The following is a 15,757-nucleotide window of genomic DNA, read 5'->3' as shown; positions in this document are numbered from 1 at the left end:
CAATCGTAGCCCCGCGCACCCAGGCCCCCGCTGCGGCGGGCGTCTAAAGAACCCACCTCACCGCCAGCCGACCAATCGTCACTCTCAATGCCCCCCACCCAAATAAGCCGCAACCACAGCCGGATCATGCTTCAACTTCTCCGCACTCCCATGCACAGAAATCCGCCCGTTCTCCAGCACATACCCATAATCCGCCACATTCAACGCCGCCGCCGCGAACTGCTCCACCAGCAGCATCGTCACGCCTTCTTCCTTGAGCCGCGCAATGATCCGGAACACCTCTTCAACCAGAATCGGCGCCAGTCCCATCGAAGGCTCGTCCAGCAGCACCAATTCCGGATTCAGCATCACCGCGCGCGCCATGGCCAGCATCTGCTGTTCACCGCCCGACAGCGTCCCAGCCAGCTGATCCCGCCGTTCCTTCAAGCGCGGGAACAGATCCATCGCCCGCCCCAGATCAGCTTGAACGTCACCCTTAGGCCGGCTACCCGTCAGACGCGGAAACGCACCCAGCAGCAGATTGTCGGTCACTGACAGCGTAGGAAACACCCGGCGCCCCTCCGGCGAATGCGCCAGTCCCAGCCGCGCGATGCGATGTGACTCCATCCCATCAATCCGCTTGCTACCCAGCGTGATCTCCCCCGCAGTCGGCCGGATCATCCCCGACAGCGCCCGCATCGTCGTCGTCTTCCCAGCTCCGTTCGAGCCGATCAACGTCACCACCTTGGCTTTCGGCACTTCCATGCTGATGCCGTGAAGCACCTTCACCTTCCCGTAGCCTGCTTCCAGATTCTTGATCGATAGCATCTTCTTGTCCCCTTGGCGTCAGGCGGGCGCGCCGCCCAGATACGCCTCGATCACCTTGGCGTTGCTTTGCACTTCATTGGGCAGGCCTTCGGCGATCTTCTGGCCGAAGTCCAGCACCGACACCGTGTCGCACACCCCCATCACCACGTCCATGTGGTGTTCGATGAGAATCAGCGTGATGCCGTGGTCACGCACCTTGCGGATGATGGCCAAGAGCTCGACGATGTCGGGCGCCGTCAGGCCTGCCGCCGGTTCGTCCAGCAGCAGCAATTGCGGATCCAGCGCCAGCGCGCGGGCGATCTCCAAGAGGCGCTGCTTGCCGTAGGGCAGGTTGCGCGCCTCTTCGCTGGCCAGCGATTCCAGGCCCACGAATTCCAGCAGCGCCATGGCCCGCGCCCGCGCGCCTTGTTCCTCGGTCTTCCACTTGGGCGTGCGCAGCGCGATGCCTGCCAGACCCGTCGTGAAGGTGTGATGCAGGCCCACCAGCACGTTCTCCAGCGCGGTCATTTCGCCGAAGAGTTGCACGTTCTGGAACGTGCGCGCGATGCCGGCTTCGGCGATGTCCGCGGGCGGAAGGCCCACGAGCGACTTGCCCCCGAACTCCACCGCGCCGGCCGTGGGCACGTAGATGCCGGTCAACACGTTCATCATCGTGCTCTTGCCGGAACCGTTGGGTCCGATGAGCCCGTGGATGGTGCCGCGCTTGACGGTCAGGTCCACCTCGTTCAGGGCTTTCAGGCCGCCGAACTGCATCAGCACGTTCTTGGCCGCGAGCAGGGTCTCGCCTTTGCCCGCCACCGCGTCCGGCACGGCGTCCTGTTCCTTCACCAGGTCTTTCTTGACCGCCAGTGCCGCGCGGCGCGTGGAGAAGAACAGGTTGCGCACGAAGCCCACGATGCCGTCGGGCAGGTAGTACACGACGAACAAGATCATCGCGCCGAAGATGGTCAGGCGCCAGTCGGTGACGGCTTCCAGCCAGTACGAGAAGATGGCCAGCACGATCGTGCCGATCACCGGCACCGCGACTTTGCGCGGCTCGGTGCGGCCCTTGGAGATGGCCACGACGCTGCCTACCGTCACCAGGATCGCCACCGCCAGCGCGATCAGGCGGAAGGTGCCGATGTCGTCCAGCATCTTGGGCAGCAGCACGATGATCGAGGCGCCCAGCAGCGCGCCGGTGCGGCTCTTGCGGCCGCCCATGATGATGGCCAGCAGGAACAGGATCGTCAGTTCGAAGTTGTACGTATTCGGCGAAATGTACTGTTCCGAATACGAGTACAGCGCGCCCGCCAGGCCGGCAAAGCCGGCGCTGATGACGAAGGCAATCACCTTGTGCCGGTACACCGACACGCCCATGCAGTCGGACGCGATCGGGCTGTCGCGCAAGGCTTCGAACGAACGGCCCAGGTGCGACTTCAGGATCCGGTGCACCACGATCAGCGAGATCACCAGCAACGCGGCGACCAGCCAGAAGTATTCGGCCTTGGTCAGCACGTGCCCGGCGATGGACGGCTTGGTGACCTTGATGCCCAACGGGCCTTCGGTCAGGAAGGTCATCTCGTTGATCAGGATCTGGATGATCGTGCCGAAGGCCAGCGTCACCATCGCCAGATAGGGGCCGGTGACGCGGAGCGCCGGCAGCGCCAGCACTGCGCCAAAGGCGGCGGCGATGACGATGGCGGCGGGCAGTGTCAGCCAGATGGGAATCTGCAAGTGAAAGACCAGTACGCCGGCCACATACGAGCCAATGCCGAACAAGCCGGCGTGGCCCAGCGACACCTGGCCGGTGTAGCCCACCACGATATCGAGCCCGAACAGCAGGATCGAATAGATCATGATGGTTTCAATCAGGTGCAGGTAATACGTGTTGGTCACGCCCAGCGGCACGGCGGCCAGGCAGGCCACGGCCACGATGGATAGAAGAAGATGCAGGGGTTTCATCGCTTACACCTTCTTGATCGCGGTCTTGCCGAACAGGCCGGCGGGCTTGAAGGTCAGAACGAGCAGCAGCAATACCAATCCCGGCACGTCTTTGTATCCCGTTGATAGATAGAACCCGGTGGTCGTTTCGGCGATCCCCAGGATCAGCCCGCCCACCACGACGCCCATCCCGCTGGACAGGCCGCCAATGATCGCGACGGCAAATGCCTTCAGGCCCAGCACGGCGCCCATCGTGGCGCCCGTCAGCGTCAGCGGCGCGACCAGCACGCCGGCAAACGCCGCGGTCAGCGACGACAGTGCGTACGAGAACGTGATGACCATGCCGGTGTTGATGCCCATCAGGCCGGCCGCGTCGCGGTCGTTGGACGTGGCGACGAAGGCTTTGCCGTAAATGGATTTGCGGTTGAAGATTTCCACCAGAATCATCATGCCCAGCGCGCCGAACACCACCAGCAGCTCCATCGGCAGCACGTTGGCGCCCAGCACCTGTATCGGCGCTTCGGGCAACGGCGAGGGAAAGCGCAGGTCGTCGCGGCCCCAGATGTTTTCGGCCACGTTCTTGAAGATGATGCCCAGCGCAATGGTGGCCATGATCCAGCCAAATTCCGATCGCGTCTTGATGGCGGGCCGTACGCCCACGCGTTCGACCAGCGCGCCCTGCGCGAAGCCGAAGATGCAGACGATGGGAATCATGACCCAGTAGTTCACGCCCAGTCCGACGAGCGTGAGGCCGACGAGCGCACCCAGCATCAGGGCTTCGCCCTGGCCGAAGTTCAAAGTGCCCGATGTGGCGAAGGTGAGCTGGTAGCCGAACGCAATGACCGCATAGATCATGCCTAGCGCGATACCGCTATAGATGAGCTGTAGAAGAATCATGGTGTGTGTCTTGAGGCGCTGTGTTCCGTCCCAACCCCCTTGGGCAGAACGCTGTTTTCAGGCGGCTGCATGCCCCGCGCCCGAAGCTTGGGGCGCGGGCGGCGGCGGCCGGGCAGCCGCCGCCTTCCTGCTTGTCGGGGTTTAGTTGGCCTTGATGACCCGGCCGCCCTTGACCTCGCCGATGACCACTTCCTTCGCGGTGATCGCGTCGTGGTTGTCGTGCGAGAAGGGCTTGTTGTAGGTCATCACCACGCCCTCGACCGGGGTCTGCAGGTTTTCCAGTGCTTCGCGCACCTTGGGACCGTCGGTCGAGTTCGCCTGCTTGATGGCCGCGGCCAAGAGGAAGATGGAGTCATAGCCCTGCGCCGCCGACACCGGCGAATCGATGCGGTTGTTCTTGGGCTTGAACTTGGCCAGGTACGCGTCGATGAACGCCTTGCGCTTGGGCGTGTCCGGGTCCTGGATGAAGGTCTGCGGCATGCGCGCGCCTTCACCGTTGGCGCCGGAGTTGTCGATGTAGTTGGCCATGGACAGCGTCCAGCTGCCGATGATCGGCACCTTCCAGCCCAGCTTGGTCATGCCGTTGGCGACCTGGGCCAGCTCCGGGCCGATACCGTAGGTCAGCACGGCTTCGGCGCCCGCGGCCTTGGCCTTGAGCAGCTGAGCCGTCATGTCGACGTCCTTGATGTTGAACTTCTCGACGGCGACCGGCTTGATGCCCTTGGCGTCCAGAGCCTTTTCCAGGTCCTCGCGGCCGAGCTGGCCGTAGTTGGTGGAGTCGGCCAGGATCGCGACCTTCTTGAAGCCGCGGCGCGTGATCGCTTCTTCCACGATCATCGGGGCCTGGATGCTGTCGTGCGCCGCATTGCGGAACACGTAGTTGTCGGGGTATTCAGGCGCCTTGAACTGATGCGTGATCACGCTGCCGGTGGCCACGTTGTTGAACACCGGGATCTTGGCGTCCTGGTAGAAACGTTGCGAGGCCAATGCGACGCCGGTGTTGATGTAGCCGACGGTGGCGGTCACCTGTTCCTTGTTGATCAGTTCCTGCGCGATCTGCACGCCGCGCTCATTCTTGGCTTCGTCGTCGCGTTCGACCGCGACGAGCTGGCGGCCCATCACGCCGCCGTTCTTGTTGATCTCTTCAATCGCGAGGCGAACGCCGTCGCGCATGCTGACGCCCATGGAGGACGATCCGCCCGTGTAGGGGCCGGCCACGCCGATCTTGATGGGGTCGGCGGCGTGGGACGCGGCCGATACGGCAAATGCAAGGGTTCCTGCAAGCAGCTTCAAACGAAAATCCATGGATGTCTCCGTTGTAATTGGGTGAACTGCGTGGAAAGCCGTGTGCCGGCGCCAATCGGCGGATGGTGTTTTGTTGGCGCGCTCCTTTGTTGCGTGTCGTGACTGTCTGCTTAATCGCTTACGCGAATCTGACCCGGCGGTGCTTTTCCGCGTAAATACCTAGTACGGATGCAAGGTTCCTTTCAGCTTGCTGAATGCGTGCAGCGGAATAGGCGGTGAGATGGGCGTGCGTGGGTGCTGCATTCGCAATGCGTCGGCAATGCGTCCGCTTCCGCTCGTCCACGCAGCGTGTTTCCGGGACGTGCGCAGTCACGCTGGCCGCATCCTAGCGATCAGGGTGCGGCGCCGTGCGGAAATTCATTCCGCAGATAACTGGAAATTTATTCCGGACCGGCCTGCGGCCCGCATGGCCATTGGGCTGCGCGTTGGCAGACCTCGGCGAGCCATAGGGAAAACGCCTGGGCCGCGCCGCCCGGTGTGCGCGTGGCTTCGGTGCACAGGTAATACTGCGACTCGCCGGGGATCTCCACATCCAGCACGCGAACGAGCTTGCCTTCGTCCAGCCACTCGGCGGCCAGCGATCGGCGAGTCAGCGCCACGCCCTGGCCGGCGCGCGCCGCGGCGAGCATCATGCCCAGGTCCACCAGCCACACCCCGCGCGACGGCTCGGGCCAGTCCAGGCCCGCCGCCGCCAGCCACGGACGCCAGGGCTCCATCGGGCAACGCAACAGGTCGGCGCGCGCCAGATCGGCGGGCCGCTTGAATGGGCCGCGCGTCGCTTGGTAACTCGGCGCGCACACCGCGAACACCGGATCGTGCGTGAGCGGGTGCGCATGAAGGCCGGGATATTTGCCGCTGCCAAAGCGGATCCAGACGTCGGCGTTGGGCGGCATGATGTCCAGGTAGGGAATGGACAGCATGATTTCAAGTTCGACGCCGGGGTGTGCCGCGGTGAAACCGGGCAGGGCAGGAATCAGCACCTGCCGCGCGAAGGTCGGCGTGGACACCACCCGCAGCGTTTCCAGCTTGGGTTCGTTGCGCTTATGCAGCGAGGCGTCGGACAGCAGATCCAGCGCCGTGCGCACCTGTTCCAGGTACTCGCGTCCGGCCGCGCTCAGCGTCGCGCCGCGGCTGCTTCGAATGAACAGCGTGACGTCCAGCAGGGTTTCCAGCGAGGCGATGCGCTTGCCGATGGCGCTGGCGGTGACGAAGAGTTCTTCGCTCGCACGCTCGAAGGAACCCAGCCGCGCGGCCGCTTCGAACGCCTGGATGGCGGCAAGCGGCGGCAGGCGCACGTCTTTGGAAGGCGAAGGTCCACGCATGGCGCGTTGGCGGGCCGGCCGGGCGCCCGACAGAAAGTGGTGAGGCGCCGATTATAAAAGTGCCGGCGCGGGCACGCCGTGCCCGTACTGGCGCAGCACCTGGGAAATCTCCACCCGGTATCCGTCCAGCCATTGCGACTGCGCGGCCTTGGCCTGCTGATGCGCCGGGTGACGGATCAGCGCGTCCAGTGCTTCAAGCGATTGCCAGTAATAGACATTGGCGAACAAGCCGCGGGTGGGGTCTTCCCAGGACTCTTCGCCCAGATAGCCGGGCGTCGCGCGGGCGGCCTCGGCGATGCGTTGGTCGAGACGGTGGAACGCGTCGTCGAACTGCTTCTTGGCGAAGATGAACGTGGAGGTGTACACGGGCAAGCTCAGACGCCCTTCACCGCCAGACTGACTGCGAGGCCAGCCATGACCACGGCGATGATGCCGTCCAGCGCCCGCCAGGCCGACGCGCTGGCAAAGAAGGGCGCAAAGAGCCGCGACCCGATGCCCAGGACCGCCAGCCACAGCAGGCTGGCGGTGAAGGCGCCGGCGGCGAAGGCCATGCGGGCGTCTTCGAAGCCGTGCGCCAGCGAGCCGACCACCACCATGTCCAGCCAGAAGTGCGGGTTGAGCAGCGAAAACCCCAGCGCGCCCAGCATGGCGGCGCGGCGCGATGGCACCACGTCGCGGGCGGCGGCCAGGCCGCCCGTGGCGGTCCAGGCGCGGCGCGCGGACTGCGCCGCGTACCAGGTCAGGAACGCCACACCGAACCACAGCACGGCGGTCGTCAGCCAGGGGAACCACGCGGTCAGCGCCTGCAGGCCGGACACGCTGGCAAAGATGAAGACCGCGTCGATCAACGCGCAGATGGCGACGACGCTCAGCAGATGCGCGCGCATGAGGCCCTGGCGCAGGATGAACGCGCTTTGCGCGCCCACGACGGCAAAAAGGCCCAGGCCCGTGGCTGTGCCGCTGGCCCAGGCGGTGAGAAAGGCGGGGGATGACAAGGTGGCAAACATGAAACGGTGTACCTGTGACTGCAGCGCCTGTGGCAGCGCTTTGATTGTGTGGCCGACCGCTGTGAGCGATCGGCAATGCGCCATTTTCCCTTGCCATGTATATGAAATACAGCTAATTTTCCTTCACTATATTAAGTACTGCTAATCTCATGAAAATCGATCACGGTAACCTGCGCGCCCTGGCTGCGGTGGTGCGCGAAGGCAGCTTCGAGCGCGCGGCGCTGTCGCTCAGCGTCACGCCGTCGGCAGTGTCGCAGCGGATCAAGGCGCTGGAAGATCGGATGGGCCGGCTGCTGGTCCAGCGCACGGTGCCGGCCGCCGCCACGGCAGACGGCCAGGTGCTGGTTCAATTGGCCGAGCAGACCGCCTTGCTGGAACACGACGCGCTGAACCGCCTGGGCGTTGCCGACGACGACGTGCCCCACGCCAGCATTCCCATCGCGGTCAACCACGACAGCCTGGAAACCTGGTTTGTCGACGCGGCCTTGCAGTTCGCGGCGCGCACCCGCGCCACGCTGGACATGCTGTCCGAAGACCAGGACCACACGGCCGCGCTGCTGCGCAACGGTTCCGTGCTGGGCGCCGTGACCACGCTGGCCGATCCGGTGCAGGGCTGCCGCATCCACGCGCTGGGCAGCATGCGCTACGTGGCCACCTGCACGCCCGACTTCCACAAGCGCTACTTCGCCTCGGGCGTCAACGCGCAGACGCTGGCCCAGGCGCCCGTCCTGGTCTTCAACCGCAAGGACGCGCTGCAGGCGCGCTTTGCGCACAAGATCGCCGACCCCGCGCCGTGGGAGCCGCCGGTCTGGTGGGTGCCGTCCACGCGCGCCTTCGTGCAGGCCACGCTGGGCGGACTGGGCTGGACCATGAACCCGCTGCCGCTCGTGCAGGAACATCTTGATGCCGGTCAACTCGTTCTGCTGCGCGGCCGGGCGTGGGAGGATGTGCCGCTCTACTGGCAGCATTGGCGGGTAAACTCCGAGGCCATGGAAGCCTTGACCGACTCGGTGCTGTCAGCCGCCCGCAGCCTGGTCAAGCGCCGCTAACGTCTCAGGAGGACACCCATGAACATCCGCAAGTTTGCCGTTGTCGCCGCGATCGGCTTGTGCACCGCCGGTTCGGCGTGGGCCAAGGACTACAAGGTCGGCCAGGTCGAAGTTGACGATCTCTGGGTCCGCGCCTCGGCGCCCGGGCAGGCCAACGGTGCGGGGTACATGGATATCGACAACGACGCCAAGGCGCCGGACCGTCTGCTGTCGGTCTCGTCGGACGCCGCCGAACGCGTCGAGCTGCACACCGTGCAGACCGAAAACGGCGTCTCCAAGATGCGCCAGGTCGAAGGCGGCATCGCGCTGCCCGCCGACACCGAGGTCAAACTCAGCCCGGGCGGCTATCACGTCATGTTCATCAAGCTGAAGGCGCCGTTCAAGGATGGCGCCACCGTGCCCGCCACGCTCAAGTTTGAAAAGGCAGGCGAAGTGGCGGTGAAATTCAAGGTCAAGCCGGCCTCGCACAATCCCGGCATGAGCCACGATCACGGCGCGATGAAGCACTGATCGTTGCGCCACCCGCCGGCCTGCGCGCTTTTTAGCGGCGCAGGCGCGGGCCCATCCGCGGCCCCGTCCGCAGCCCGTCATCGCCGCAATGCAAAAGGCCGACTCATCCGAGTCGGCCTTTTGCATGCCGGGTCCGCGCGTTGTCGCGCGCGCTTCAGCAGGCGGCGGTCAATACAGCCCTTGCTGACGCATGGCGTCCGCGACCTTGACGAAGCCGGCGATGTTGGCGCCGTCCAGGTAGTTCACGTACTCGCGCTCGGAGTGGCCGTGGCGCACGCAGTTTTCGTGGATGTCGCGCATGATGGCGTGCAGACGGGTGTCCACTTCCTCGCGGGTCCACGACAGGCGAGCCGAGTTCTGGGCCATTTCCAGGCCCGACACGGCCACGCCGCCGGCATTGCTGGCCTTGCCCGGCGCGTACAGCACGCGCGCGGCGATGAAGGCCTTGGCAGCGTCCAGCGTGGCGGGCATGTTGGCGCCTTCGGCAACCGCCAGCACGCCGTTCTTGATGAGCGTCTGGGCGTCCGACAGTTCCAGCTCATTCTGCGTGGCGCAGGGCAGGGCGACGTCGACGGGCACGTGCCACGGGCGCTTGCCGGCTTCGTACTGCAGGCCGAACTGGCGGGCGTAGGTGTCCAGGCGGCCGCGCAGGTCATTCTTGATGTGCATCAGCGCCACGAGCTTCTCGTGGTTGAAGCCGGCTTCGTCGACCACGGTGCCGTTCGAATCCGACACGGTGATGACGCGGGCGCCCAGCGCCATGGCCTTCTCGATGGCGTACTGCGCCACGTTGCCCGAGCCCGACACGGACACGCGCATGCCGTCGAAGGACTTGCCGACGCGCTTGAGCATTTCCTCGGCGAAGTAGACGGTGCCGTAGCCGGTGGCTTCGGGGCGGATCAGGCTGCCGCCGAAGGTCAGGCCCTTGCCGGTGAAGACGCTGGCGGTCGAGTTGGACAGCTTTTTCATCATGCCGGCCATGAAGCCGACTTCACGCGCGCCCACGCCGATATCGCCGGCGGGCACGTCGGTGTCCGGACCCAGGTGACGGTACAGCTCGATCATCAGCGCCTGGCAGAAGCGCATGACTTCGGCGTCGGACTTGCCCTTGGGGTCGAAGTCGGAACCGCCCTTGCCGCCGCCCATGGGCAGCGTGGTCAGCGAGTTCTTCAGGGTCTGTTCGAAGGCGAGGAATTTCAGGATCGACAGGTTCACCGACGGGTGAAAGCGCATGCCGCCCTTGAACGGGCCGATCGCGGAGCTGTGCTGGATGCGGAAGCCGCGGTTGACCTGGGCGCGGCCCTGGTCGTCGGTCCAGCAGATGCGGAACTGGATGACGCGTTCCGGTTCGACCAGGCGTTCCAGCAGGGCGTGCTCGGCGTAGTGGGGATGCTTCTCGACGAAGGGCCACAAGCTGAGCATCACCTCCTGGACGGCTTGCATGAATTCGGGTTGCTGCGGGTCGCGCGCGGCGACGCCACGCAGGAAGTCGTCCAGACTCTGCACTTTCACCATGATCTCCTCGGGGGTGCTTCGAATAGGTGCGGAAATTGCGCCAGATTGGGGCGCGATCAGTTTGTTTTGGTGCATCGCTGCACCTGTATGGTGCGGGGATTGTAGGGGCAAAATGTTGCCCTGCGCAAAGCGAAAAACTGCGCCATCACCTTGATAACAAACAGATTTTTTTCCGCCAATAAGCGGGGACGGATAGAAGTCGAACGTTGATCGCCTGTGGATTGAAATGGGGCTGATCAAGCGCGGGAGCTTGAAATTTCAGGGGTTTTTGAAGCGTCCCCGTTTAATTCCGCCCGCGTGTCATAGGGCAGGGCGTGTTCTGACACGCCGCGGCGGGGCATCCGGCAGCGTCACAAACACGCTGCCGTCCGCCCGATGCCTTTAATGCGTCCCTATATTTATCTTGAGAAAAATCACGCGCGCAAAGTGAAGTCGTAATCGACCGTCAGCGGCGCGTGATCCGAGAAGCGTTCGTCCTTGTAGATGGCGACACTGCGCGCCTTGGCCGCGATGCCGGGGGTCGCGATCTGGTAGTCGATGCGCCACCCGACGTTCTTGGCCCAGGCTTGGCCGCGATTGCTCCACCAGGTGTATTGGTCGGGGCGGTCGTCGATGGTGCGGAACACGTCCACAAAACCGCGCTTGTCGAAGACGTCCGTCAGCCACGCGCGCTCTTCGGGCAGAAAGCCCGAATTCTTCATGTTGCCCTTCCAGTTCTTCAGGTCGATTTCCTTGTGCGCGATGTTCCAGTCGCCGCAGATGACGAATTCACGACCGGTGGTCTTGTGCTCATGCATCAAGGCATCGATCCACGGGCCGAAGCTGTCCAGGAAGCGGTACTTCGCCTGCTGGCGTTCGTCGCCACTGGAGCCGGAAGGCAGGTAGGCGCTGATGACCGATAGATCCTTCCAGTCGGCGCGGATGATGCGGCCTTCGCTATCGAACTCTTCACAATCAAAGCCGTTGTTCACGCGCTCGGCGGCATCTCGCAGGTAGATGCCCACGCCGCTGTAGCCCTTTTTCACGGCGTGGTGAAAGTGGCCGGTGTAGCCAGGCGGATGGCGCAGTTCGTCGGTCAGGTCCTCGTGGGATACCTTGATTTCCTGCAGGCACAGCACGTCGGCGGCGTGCTTTTCCATCCACGGTTGCAGGCCCTTTTTGAAGGCGGACCGGATGCCATTGAGGTTGATCGACGTGATGCGCAGCAAAGCGAAACTCCTGTAATGCGGCCGCAGGGGGGCGGACAATGCCAGGAATTTAACCGACTCCGCCGCGGCCACCTGGAACAGCCCCGACAGCGGATAAAATGCGGGGTCTGCCACCTACCGGATCACCCTGCATGCCCGCCGCCCCGTCCTCCGTCACCGCCCTGGATTTCGTCCGTTTCGCCTTGAACGAGGGCGTTTTGCGCTTTGGCAGCTTCAAGGTCAAGTCGGGCCGCATCAGCCCCTATTTCTTCAACGCAGGCCTGTTCAACAATGGCCGCTCGGTCGGCAAGCTGGCGCAGTTCTACGCACAGGCGCTGCTGGATTCCGGCGTCGAGTTCGACATGCTGTTCGGCCCCGCGTACAAGGGCATCCCGCTGTCCACCGCTACCGCCGTGGCGCTGGCCGGCCACCCGGACATGCAGGGCCGCAGCGACGTGCCGTTTGCCTACAACCGCAAGGAAGCCAAGGATCACGGCGAAGGCGGCACGCTGGTCGGCGCTCCGCTCAAAGGCAAGGTCGTGATCATTGACGACGTCATCACGGCCGGCACGTCGGTGCGCGAGTCCGTGGAAATCATCCGCGCCGCCGGCGCCGAACCGGCCGCCGTGCTGATCGCGATGGACCGCATGGAACGCGCCGGCCCGGACGACGCCCTGTCGCCGCATTCGGCCGTGCAGGACGTGGCCAAGACCTACGGCATCCCCGTGGTGGCGATTGCCTCGCTGACCGACATCCTGGCCCTGCTGCAGGATGATGCGTCGTTTGCGGAGAACCGCGACGCGGTGTTGGCGTATCGGACGAAGTACGGGGTGAAGTAAGCGTCTCGTTGCTGAAGGCAATGACAAAGGGCGGCCATGGGCCGCCCTTTGTCATTGCAAAGATGCTATTGCCAAAACGTCATTGCCACAGATTGGACGCCACGGGTTCGGCGACGCCGTGCGGTTGTCCGAACACGGTGACGCCGCTGGCCCGCGCCGCGTCCGCCAGCTTGCGGTCAAAGGTCGCCAGGCACGCGCGCTGCCTCAGCGAGAGTTCGAGATAACTGGCGTCGTAGGCAGTCAACCCGTGGGCGCGGGCAAGCTGGCAGGTGCGCGCGATGCTGGAAGCCGCATCATCGTTGTCGGCGGAGATGGGCAGGTTGTCGAGAAGCTGATTGAACGCAGCAACCTGGGCCCGCGAAATGCGCTGGCTGCGCTCTGCACGCAAAACGCCATTGGCAACTTCTACGCGCCAGATGTGAGGCACGGTGTTTTGCGAGCCGTGCGCGACGTCGAGCAGATGCTGGGCAAGCAGCGATTCGTGGACATCCACGCGGTACAGCAGCCAGGCAAGGGCGACCGACGCGTCCGGCACCAGACGGACGGTGTTCATTCTCGGCCTTCTTCAATCCAGGCGCGGATGATGTCGTGCGAGACCGGGGCCGCCGTGTGCAGGCGCTTCATGGCTTCCAGGGCATTGTGCGCGTTCAGCGAGGTGTCGGGCAGGACGGGCGTCAGCCTTGCGCGGCGAACGCCGTCGACAGAGATGATGAAGTGCTGCCCTTGGCTGAGGGCCTGCAGGTAATCGGTGAATCGGTGCAGCAAGTCGTTGCTGCTGACCTCGGTGTAGTTCATGGCCAAGCCTCCGGCGAAATCGACCAGATCATTCTTGGCCAAACAAAAGGCCGCGGCAATATGCCGCGGCCCCTGGTTCAGTCTGATATTGCGCCGGTCCCCGCGTGGGGATCCGGCCGACCATCAACTATCCAGCTTCTGCTTCAGCAGATCATTCACCTGCTGCGGATTGGCCTTGCCGCGGGCGGCCTTCATGATCTGGCCGACCAGGGAGTTGAACGCCTTCTGCTTGCCGGCGCGGTACTCCTCGACGATGGCCGGGTTGGCGGCCAGCACCTCGTCGATCATCGCGCCGATGGCGCCCGTGTCGCTGATCTGCTTCAGGCCGCGCGATTCGATGATGGCATCCGCATCGCCGCCGTTTTCACCAGCCCACATGGCGCCGAAGACTTCGCGGGCGATCTTGTTGGAGATCGTGCCGTCGATGATGCGCCCGATCAGGGCCGCCAGCGCCGGCGCCGCGACGGGCGATTCGGCGATGGTCTTTTCTTCCTTGTTGAGCACGGCGGCGACTTCGCCCATGACCCAGTTGGACGCGAGCTTGGCCTGGCCGGCCGGCAGCGCGTTGGCGACCGCCTGGAAGTACGCGGCCAGATCGCGGCTGATGGTCAGTTGCGCGGCGTCGTACGCGGGCAGGCCGTATTCCGTTTCGAAGCGGGCGCGCTGGGCGGCCGGCAGTTCGGGCATGGCGGCGCGGACCTCGTCCACCCACGCGCTGGAGATCACCAGCGTGGGCAGATCGGGATCGGGGAAGTAGCGGTAGTCGTGCGCGTCTTCCTTGCTGCGCATGCTGCGCGTTTCGTCGCGGTCGGCGTCGTACAGACGCGTTTCCTGGACGACGGTGCCGCCGTCCTCGATCAGCTCGATCTGGCGGCGCGCTTCATAGGTGATGGCGCGTTCCAGGAAGCGGAACGAGTTGACGTTCTTGATCTCGGTGCGGGTGCCGAATTCCTTCTGGCCCACCGGGCGGACCGACACGTTGGCATCGCAGCGGAAGGAGCCTTCCTGCATGTTGCCGTCGCAAATGCCGAGCCACACAACCAGGCTGTGCAGCGCGCGCGCGTAGGCCACGGCCTCGGCGGCAGAGCGCATTTCGGGTTCGGTCACGATTTCCAGCAGCGGGGTGCCGGCGCGGTTCAGGTCGATGCCGCTGGCCGGGCTGCCATTGCCCAGGTTGAAGTCGTCGTGCAGGGACTTGCCGGCGTCTTCTTCAAGGTGGGCGCGCGTCAGGTTGACGGTCTTTTCTTCTTCGCCGACGAAGAACGACAGCGAGCCGCCCACCACTACCGGCAGCTCGTACTGGCTGATCTGGTAGCCCTTGGGCAGGTCAGGGTAGAAGTAATTCTTGCGCGCAAAAACCGAGCGCGGGGCGATCTTGGCGCCCACGGCCAGGCCGAAGCGGATGGCGCGTTCGGCCGCGCCGCGGTTCATGACCGGCAGGCTGCCCGGCAGGGCCAGGTCAACCTCGTTCGCCTGCGTGTTGGGCGCGGCGCCGAATTGCGTGCTGCTGCCCGAAAAGATCTTGGAGTCCGTGGAAAGCTGCGTGTGCGTTTCCAGGCCGATGACGATTTCCCAGTTCATGTTCTCAGCCTTGCTGGACAGGGGCACGCTGATGCCAGTCCGTCACGTGTTGGTAGCGGTCGGCGATGGCCAGCAAGCGGCCTTCGTCGAAGTAGTTGCCGATGATCTGCAGGCCGATGGGGCGATTCTGTTTTTCGCCGCCGAAGCCGCAGGGGATCGACATGGCGGGCAGGCCCGCCAGGCTGACACCCAGCGTGTAGACGTCGGCCAGCCAGTCGGCGGTCGGGTCGTCGCGGTTGTCGCCAATGTTCTTGGCGACCGACGGCGTCACCGGTCCCATGATGACGTCGCACTGATCGGCATAGGCGCGCTGGAAGTCCTGCGCGATCAGGCGGCGCAGGCGCTGCGCTTGCAGGTAGTAGGCGTCGTAATAGCCGTGGGACAGCACGTAGGTCCCGATCAGGATGCGGCGCTTGACCTCGTCGCCGAAGCCTTCGGCGCGCGAGCGGCTGATCATCTCGTTCAGGTCGCCATACTGCTTGGCGCGATGGCCGTAGCGCACGCCGTCGTAGCGGGCCAGGTTGCTGGACGCTTCGGCGGGAGCGATGACGTAATACGCCGGAATGGCCAGCTCGGTGCGCGGCAGCGAAACCGGCACGCGCACGGCGCCCAGCGCTTCGAACTGCTCAAGCGCGGCCTGCACGGCGGCAGCCACATCGGGGGCCAGGCCGGCGCCGAAATACTCTTCGGGCACACCGATGCGCAGGCCTTTGAGCGGCTGGCTGCCGGCGCCGTCGAAACGGGCCTGTGCGGCGTCGAAGTCGCGGCGCACGCGGCCGGGTTCGTTGACCGCGCCATCGCATTTTTCGAGGCTGGTGGCGTCGCGCGGATCGAAGCCGCTGATGACATCCAGGATTTCAAGCAGGTCGCGGCTGCTGGGGGCCAGCGGGCCGGCCTGGTCCAGGCTGGAGCCGAAGGCCACCATGCCGTAACGCGATACGGTGCCGTAAGTGGGCTTGATGCCGCTGACGCCGCACAGCGCGGCGGGTTGGCGGACCGAGCCGCCGGTATCGGTGCCGGTGG

Annotated in this window: 16 protein-coding genes; 3 read left to right on the top strand and 13 right to left on the bottom strand. The window is 64.8% G+C overall.

Annotated elements, in window-relative coordinates; translation table 11 throughout:
- Positions 1 to 84: 84 nt before the first annotated feature.
- From B3446_RS22995 to B3446_RS22965, 7 genes are all read right to left on the bottom strand, one after another.
- Entirely contained in the window at positions 85 to 807 is a 723-nt protein-coding gene (locus B3446_RS22995; protein WP_056560356.1) for an ABC transporter ATP-binding protein, read from the bottom strand.
- 18 nt (positions 808 to 825) lie between these two features.
- Positions 826 to 2,748, bottom strand: a complete 1,923-nt coding sequence (locus tag B3446_RS22990) for a branched-chain amino acid ABC transporter ATP-binding protein/permease (protein ID WP_191578469.1) — start codon at positions 2,746 to 2,748, stop codon at positions 826 to 828.
- Positions 2,749 to 2,751: 3 nt separating this feature from the next.
- On the bottom strand, positions 2,752 to 3,624 hold the full coding sequence (locus B3446_RS22985) for a branched-chain amino acid ABC transporter permease (protein ID WP_006216335.1): 873 nt from the start codon (positions 3,622 to 3,624) through the stop codon (positions 2,752 to 2,754).
- A 141-nt stretch (positions 3,625 to 3,765) separates the two neighbouring features.
- On the bottom strand, positions 3,766 to 4,929 hold the full coding sequence (locus B3446_RS22980) for an ABC transporter substrate-binding protein (RefSeq protein ID WP_175124981.1): 1,164 nt from the start codon (positions 4,927 to 4,929) through the stop codon (positions 3,766 to 3,768).
- A 380-nt stretch (positions 4,930 to 5,309) separates the two neighbouring features.
- Complete coding sequence (locus B3446_RS22975; protein ID WP_191578468.1) at positions 5,310 to 6,251, bottom strand: LysR substrate-binding domain-containing protein; 942 nt, start codon at positions 6,249 to 6,251, stop codon at positions 5,310 to 5,312.
- A gap of 51 nt (positions 6,252 to 6,302) precedes the next feature.
- Positions 6,303 to 6,617, bottom strand: coding sequence for an antibiotic biosynthesis monooxygenase family protein (locus B3446_RS22970; RefSeq protein WP_291385626.1), 315 nt, complete (start codon positions 6,615 to 6,617; stop codon positions 6,303 to 6,305).
- A gap of 8 nt (positions 6,618 to 6,625) precedes the next feature.
- A complete protein-coding gene (locus B3446_RS22965) occupies positions 6,626 to 7,258 on the bottom strand; it encodes a LysE/ArgO family amino acid transporter (protein ID WP_191578466.1) in 633 nt (210 codons plus the stop codon).
- A gap of 149 nt (positions 7,259 to 7,407) precedes the next feature.
- Between B3446_RS22965 and B3446_RS22960 the strand changes: the two genes are divergently transcribed.
- Positions 7,408 to 8,307, top strand: a complete 900-nt coding sequence (locus B3446_RS22960) for a LysR family transcriptional regulator ArgP (RefSeq protein WP_191578465.1) — start codon at positions 7,408 to 7,410, stop codon at positions 8,305 to 8,307.
- A gap of 18 nt (positions 8,308 to 8,325) precedes the next feature.
- A complete protein-coding gene (locus B3446_RS22955; protein ID WP_291385624.1) occupies positions 8,326 to 8,817 on the top strand; it encodes a copper chaperone PCu(A)C in 492 nt (163 codons plus the stop codon).
- 168 nt (positions 8,818 to 8,985) lie between these two features.
- Here the strand turns inward: B3446_RS22955 and gdhA are convergent, their stop codons facing one another.
- Positions 8,986 to 10,332, bottom strand: a complete 1,347-nt coding sequence (gene gdhA, locus B3446_RS22950; RefSeq protein WP_105241110.1) for an NADP-specific glutamate dehydrogenase — start codon at positions 10,330 to 10,332, stop codon at positions 8,986 to 8,988.
- A gap of 413 nt (positions 10,333 to 10,745) precedes the next feature.
- A complete protein-coding gene (locus B3446_RS22945) occupies positions 10,746 to 11,540 on the bottom strand; it encodes an exodeoxyribonuclease III (protein ID WP_175124986.1) in 795 nt (264 codons plus the stop codon).
- 131 nt (positions 11,541 to 11,671) lie between these two features.
- Here B3446_RS22945 and pyrE point away from each other — a divergent pair, with 131 nt between their 5' ends.
- Positions 11,672 to 12,358 carry an orotate phosphoribosyltransferase gene (pyrE, locus tag B3446_RS22940; RefSeq protein WP_175124987.1) on the top strand — a complete coding sequence of 229 codons (687 nt, stop codon included), beginning with the start codon at positions 11,672 to 11,674 and terminating at the stop codon, positions 12,356 to 12,358.
- A gap of 79 nt (positions 12,359 to 12,437) precedes the next feature.
- On the opposite strand, the gene B3446_RS22935 is transcribed toward pyrE, so the two are convergent.
- From B3446_RS22935 to B3446_RS22920, 4 genes are all read right to left on the bottom strand, one after another.
- Positions 12,438 to 12,911, bottom strand: coding sequence for a type II toxin-antitoxin system VapC family toxin (locus B3446_RS22935; protein ID WP_291385620.1), 474 nt, complete (start codon positions 12,909 to 12,911; stop codon positions 12,438 to 12,440).
- Positions 12,908 to 13,153 (bottom strand): hypothetical protein, encoded by a 246-nt coding sequence (locus tag B3446_RS22930; RefSeq protein ID WP_291385618.1) that lies wholly within the window; start codon positions 13,151 to 13,153, stop codon positions 12,908 to 12,910. The genes B3446_RS22935 and B3446_RS22930 overlap by 4 nt, the downstream gene beginning before the upstream one ends.
- 123 nt (positions 13,154 to 13,276) lie before the next feature.
- The gene (gatB, locus tag B3446_RS22925; protein WP_175124990.1) at positions 13,277 to 14,734 is read right to left on the bottom strand and encodes an Asp-tRNA(Asn)/Glu-tRNA(Gln) amidotransferase subunit GatB; all 1,458 of its coding nucleotides are present in this window, start codon (positions 14,732 to 14,734) and stop codon (positions 13,277 to 13,279) included.
- Between the two features lie 4 nt (positions 14,735 to 14,738).
- Positions 14,739 to 15,757: amidase family protein (locus tag B3446_RS22920; RefSeq protein WP_291385616.1), on the bottom strand; the 1,019-nt coding region annotated here is incomplete at its 5' end.

Origin of the sequence: Achromobacter sp. UBA5777 (assembly GCF_002418565.1) — a bacterium.
GTDB classification, from domain to species: domain Bacteria; phylum Pseudomonadota; class Gammaproteobacteria; order Burkholderiales; family Burkholderiaceae_B; genus Achromobacter; species Achromobacter animicus.
The sequence above is the reverse complement of the archived record's forward strand: the minus strand, read 5'-3'. Positions and strand labels throughout refer to the sequence as shown.